The 5,098-nt window shown below is 63.4% G+C and carries 5 protein-coding genes; all 5 read right to left on the bottom strand.

The genetic code is table 11. From position 1 onward, the window contains the following. Positions 1-179: 179 nt before the first annotated feature. Positions 180-1,178, bottom strand: a complete 999-nt coding sequence (locus MR825_RS12290; protein ID WP_287880964.1) for an amidohydrolase family protein — start codon at positions 1,176-1,178, stop codon at positions 180-182. A gap of 23 nt (positions 1,179-1,201) precedes the next feature. After that, entirely contained in the window at positions 1,202-2,398 is a 1,197-nt protein-coding gene (locus tag MR825_RS12285; RefSeq protein ID WP_287880962.1) for a M24 family metallopeptidase, read from the bottom strand. 44 nt (positions 2,399-2,442) lie between these two features. Further along, positions 2,443-3,417, bottom strand: coding sequence for a D-2-hydroxyacid dehydrogenase (locus MR825_RS12280; protein ID WP_287880960.1), 975 nt, complete (start codon positions 3,415-3,417; stop codon positions 2,443-2,445). Between the two features lie 37 nt (positions 3,418-3,454). Then, on the bottom strand, positions 3,455-4,780 hold the full coding sequence (locus tag MR825_RS12275) for a TRAP transporter large permease (protein WP_287880958.1): 1,326 nt from the start codon (positions 4,778-4,780) through the stop codon (positions 3,455-3,457). Next, on the bottom strand, positions 4,777-5,098 hold a 322-nt coding region (locus tag MR825_RS12270; protein ID WP_287880956.1), incomplete at its 5' end, for a TRAP transporter small permease subunit. The genes MR825_RS12275 and MR825_RS12270, both read right to left, overlap by 4 nt.

Genomic DNA, 5,098 nt, shown 5'->3' with positions numbered 1-5,098 from the left:
GATCCCTTTCCGTCCGTCGTCTGCGGACGACTCAACGCTGCGAGCCTCTTCGCCAGGAGGGTTGTTCGACAGGCTGACGCCCCGCGCCTTCTCGGAAGGCGCGGGGCGTTATTCTGCAAAAAAGGATCGGACGGGAAGGGGGCCACCCGCCCGGCGGCCTCTTTTACCGGGCGATGTGTTCAGATTTGGGGGAAAATGGCCTGAGCGTTGCCGAAAAAGATCTGATCCAGGTCGTTTTTGCTCATCGGCACTGCGTCAAAGAACTCGTCCACCGCCTCGGGATACTCATAGGGGTAGTCGGTCCCAAACAGGATCCGGTCGAGCCCCAGCACGTCCACGGCACAGCGCAGGGCGCTGGGGCAGAAATCGCCGCTGGTGGTGACCCAGATGTTGTGACGGAAGTAAGATTCCGGCAGCTGCCGGTTGACGGCGGGCGCGATGCTGTGGTAGCCGCGGATCTTTTCATTCATGCGCCGCATGGTATAGGGGAAAATTTCCCCCATATGGCCGATGAGGACCTTCAGTGTGGGCAGACGGTCAAAGATGCCCTTGCAGATCATGCGCATCAGGTCTACCGACACGTCGATGCCGAAGCCGAAGGGGGCGGCGGCCAGTTGGGGGCCCAGGCCCTTCATCCGCTCGTCGATGGGCTGGGTGGGGTGGATGTACAGCGCGCCGTGATAGTCCGCCAGCTTCTTCAGCAGCGGGAAGTAGCAGTCGTCGTCAATATGGGAGGCGCCGAAGTTGGAATCGACCAGCCAGCCCAGAAAGCCCAGCTCCTTCATGCACCGCTCCAGCTCCTGAAGGGAGGCGTCGAGATCCGCCACCGGCAGGGCGGCAAAGCCCTGGAAGCGGCCGGGATACTTCCGCATCCCCTCGTAGAGGTAATCGTTGGCCTTCCGGCACCATTCCACGCTCTCCTCCGGAGACAGAAAGTCGATGCCGGAGGAGACGCTGAGCACCTGCATGCGGACGCCGTGGGCGTCCATGATCCGGATCCGCTCGTCCAGGGACTCCTCCAGGTGGATAAGACGGTAGGGATGGCGGAGGGTAAAATCGTCGCTGCGGCGGAAGGTCTTGGTCGCGCGGTCATACATGGGATAATCGGTCCGGGTGGAGAAATAATCCATCAGCTCGGGAAAGTAATAGTGTGCTTCAAAATCAATTCGGTTCGTCATGTTATCCCCTCAATTTGGTGTCGTTAAAATTCCAGGGCAAATATCCTCTGTTCTGTGCGGGTGAGCCGTTCGGCGCCGCCGGCGGCGACGCGGAAGTTGTCACAGCAGATGGAGAACTGTCCGTCCCGCATCAGTTCCGGGTGGATGGCCAGGAACATGCCCTCCTCCAGCGCCATCTCCTCCTGGGGGCAGATGACGGGGGCTTCCATCATATCGTAGCCCTGGCCGTGGCCTGCAAAGCGGCCGTTTTTTGCGATCCCCCGGGCGGTGACAAAGTCGTCGAACACCTCGTTCAGCGCCCGGCCCGTGACTCCGGGCCGGGCCGCCGCCGCCACGGCATGCTGCGCGCCCTTGGCGGTCTCATACAGCTCCAGCAGGGCGAGGGCGGGCTCGCCCAGACAGAAGGTGCGGGCCAGCTCCCCATAGATCCCGCCGGGGCCGGACACCTCGATCATCACGGTGACGCCGTCTCCCCGCTCGATGCGGCGGTTGGCGGCCGGGTTCTGGTGGAAGGGGACGCCGCCGCCGCCGGGGGCGGAGCCCACAGCCACGTTGCCCAGCCAGTCGCAGCACAGGTAGCGGGAGGCGTGCTCCAGGTCGGCCAGCACCTCATACTCCATGCGCCCCGGCCGCAGCAGCGCCGGGACCATGGCCATGAGCTGCTCATGGGCGCGCAGACAGCGGTCGATCAGCGCCCACTCTTCCGGGCTTTTGACCGCTTTGATGCGGCTGAATTCCGCCGTGAAATCCACCAGCTCGCAGCCGGGTACGCCTTCCCGGACCCCCTCCAGCGTATCCGCGCTCATCAGCTGCCGGAGGATCACGCCGATGCGCCGAAAACCGCGGGAGCGGATCTCACGGGAGAGCACGGCGCCGATCATCCCGTCGGTGCAGCCGAAGGGCTGGCAGTAGGGCTTGCGGATGAGTTTTTCCACGTTGCGCAGGGTGGGAGGGATCGGCGCGGGGTCCATTTCCACCCCGTGGTTGATCAGGACCAGCCCGCCCTGGGCGGGAATGAGCAGGGTAGTGCTGTAGGGATTGGCGGCGGAATCCGTCAGATAACGGGTGATGCTGTCAAAAATGGTGCTCTGGGTCTGGGCAATGCAGCAGTCCAGGCCCTTGTCCCGCATGGCGGCCTGTACCGCCGACAGGCGGCGCTCTAGCTCCGCGCTGGAGACGGGATACTTATAGCGCGGGCCCGCCAGGTTCCATTCCGGCATGTCGTTGGCGCTCCTTTCCATTGGGCCGATCTGCGCCCGGTCGTTCAGCGCAGGGAGGCCACGTCGATCACGTTGAACAGCGGCCGGCCGGCCCGGAAGTTGTCCAGGTTTTCCAGGAACTGTTCCACCGCCCGGTCCACATACAGGGGGCTGGTGGCGGAATACTGGGGCGTGAGGAATACGTTGGGCATGTCCCAGAGCGGGCTGTCCGCGGGGAGGTCGGCCTCGTCGATGGCGTCCAGGGCGCAGCCGCCCAGATGCCCGCTCCGGAGCGCCTGGATCAGGGCGGCGGTCTCCACCACCGGACCCCGGGCAATATTGATGAGGTACGCGCCCGGCTTGCAGGCGGCGAGACGGCCGGCGTCGAACAGGCCGCGGGTCTCCTGCGTCAGGGGGGTCAGGATCACCACGAAGTCCATCTGGCCCAGCGCCAGGTCCAGGTCTTGGTTGGAATAGACCCGGTCATAGTGCTCCAACGGCACCGCCCTGCGCTTGACGCCGATGACCCGGAAGCCCAGGGCCTTGGCGTACTTGGCCACCTCGGAGCCGATGGCTCCCGCGCCCACGATGCCCAGCGTCTTCCCCTCCGGCTCTTCGGGCAGCGCATCCGGCTTCTGCCGGATGTGCTTTTTCTGATTCTCCAGCATCAGCGGGAATTTGCGCAGGTAGGAGATCACATAGCCCATGGTGGTGACGCCCATGGGCTTGCCATGGATGCCGGCGGCATTGGTAATGATGATGTCCAGGTCCTTGATGCCGCATTCCATCAGCGGGTTGACCCCGGCGGAAAAGGAGTTGAACCATTTCAGGCGGCGGGACTGCCGGCAGAAGGTCTCGGGCTGCTTGCCGGTTCCGCCCCAGGCGAAGAGCACCTCCGCATCAGCGCCGCTGGCGAGCAGCTCTTCCTCGTTTTTAAAGTAGTATACATGATCCGCGTGCCGGCGCATCTGCTCCAGATGGCACGCCCGGATCTTCAGGGGCATTTTTTCGCTGTTGGCGTGCATAACGATGACGTCCATTCTGCTTCCCTTCTCTCTCCTGTTTTGTGCCGCGGCATCAGACCGCCCACATGATCAGCGCGGGGATGTATGCGATCAGCAGCAGTCCCACGACCATGGCGACGATATAGCGCGCCGCGGCGCCCGCCAGCTCATGCAGCTTGGTGTCCGTGACCGCCATGGTGGTAAACAGGACGTTGCCGAAGGGCGGCGTGATCATGCCTACGCAGCAGGCGATGGAAATGACGGTGCCCCAGTGCACCATGTTGTAGCCCAGCTTCACGAACAGGCTCTGGAACAGGGGCACCACGATGAGGATGATCGGGGAGGTACCCATAAAACACCCCATGATCAGTACGATGACGATGACCAGCAGCATGACCACCCAGGAGCCCATCGTTTCGGCCACCGGCGCCAGGCTGGCGACCACCTTGTCGGGGATCTTGGAATAGGTGAGCACCCAGGAGAACAGCCCCGCGCAGCACATGATCCAGAGCACGGTGGAGGTTCCCTTGCAGGTCTTGCGCAGAACTTTGATCACGTCGCGGATCTCATACTCCCGGTAGACGAACACGCCCACGATGAAGGAGTAGACCACGGCCACCACGGCGGACTCGGTGGGGGTGGCGATGCCGCAGAACATGGAGCCCAGGATAATGACGGGGGCGATGATGGCGGGAATGGCGTCCACGACGATCCGCAGGATCTGCCTGCCGGTCAGCCTGTCCCCGGGCTGGATGTGCTCGAAGCCCTTCAGCTCGTTGAGGCCGTAGGTCTTGGGCAGGCCCTTGTAGCCGTGCCTGCGGCAGCCCCACAGGGCCACCAGCACCAGAGCGGCGCCGATGATCAGGCCGGAGGGCAGGCCGGCCTGATAGAGCTTGGCGATGGACACCTGAGCGGTGGCGCCGTAGACGATCAGGGAGGTGCTGGGCGGGATGATGGGGCCCAGACAGGCGGCGGAGGCGATGATGGCGGCGGAGAACCTGCGGTCATAGCCCGCGTCCAGCATATAGGGCAGCATGATGGAGCCGATGGCGACCGAGCAGGCCATGGCGGATCCGGTCAGCGCGGCGAAGAAGGCGCACACCACCACGGTGACCAGGGCCAGGCCGCCCGTAACGTTGCCGAAGATCAGATTAATGACCCGCACCAGGCGCTTGGCAATGCCGCCGGCGCCCATAAGCTCGCCGGCCAGGATGAACAGAGGCACGCACATGATGGTCAGGGAATCCACCGATGAGATCATGCGCTGGGCCACAATGGAGAGGGGGACGCTCTGCATCAGGATATAGACGATCGAGCTCAGGCCGAAGGAGGTGGCCACGGGCGCGCCGATGAGCAGCAGAACGACCAATACCACCAGAAATACGAGAATCGAATTCATTTGTCGCCGTCCTCCTCTTTGCGTTCCGGTTTCCCCTCCTGGCGGTCCTCGTCCACGATGGCCACATACTCAGCGGAGGCAAACTGGCGGACAATCTTGGCCAGATGGCCGAAAAACATGATGACGCAGGAGATGGGGATGATGGAGTAAATGATGGCGTTATTGATGTGCGTGTTGGTGGTGACGGATTTGCTGGCGATCTCCAGCGCCGGGAAGCTGAATACGAACACCAGCACCAGGAACACCATCGCCAGCAGCTGCTGGAGCACGAACAGGACCTTGCGGCCCCTGGCGCTGTGCAGGGCGTCGTTCAGAATG

Source organism: Lawsonibacter sp., from assembly GCF_022777125.1.
Taxonomy (GTDB): Bacteria; Bacillota; Clostridia; order Oscillospirales; family Oscillospiraceae; genus Lawsonibacter_A; species Lawsonibacter_A hominis.
The sequence above is the reverse complement of the archived record's forward strand: the minus strand, read 5'-3'. Positions and strand labels throughout refer to the sequence as shown.

Coding starts and splice junctions, on each gene's coding strand:
- MR825_RS12285 (WP_287880962.1), bottom strand. CDS start 2,398: ATGCCGGAATGGAACCTGGCGGGCCCGCGCTATAAGTATCCCGTCTCC.
- MR825_RS12275 (WP_287880958.1), bottom strand. CDS start 4,780: ATGAATTCGATTCTCGTATTTCTGGTGGTATTGGTCGTTCTGCTGCTC.
- MR825_RS12290 (WP_287880964.1), bottom strand. CDS start 1,178: ATGACGAACCGAATTGATTTTGAAGCACACTATTACTTTCCCGAGCTG.
- MR825_RS12280 (WP_287880960.1), bottom strand. CDS start 3,417: ATGGACGTCATCGTTATGCACGCCAACAGCGAAAAAATGCCCCTGAAG.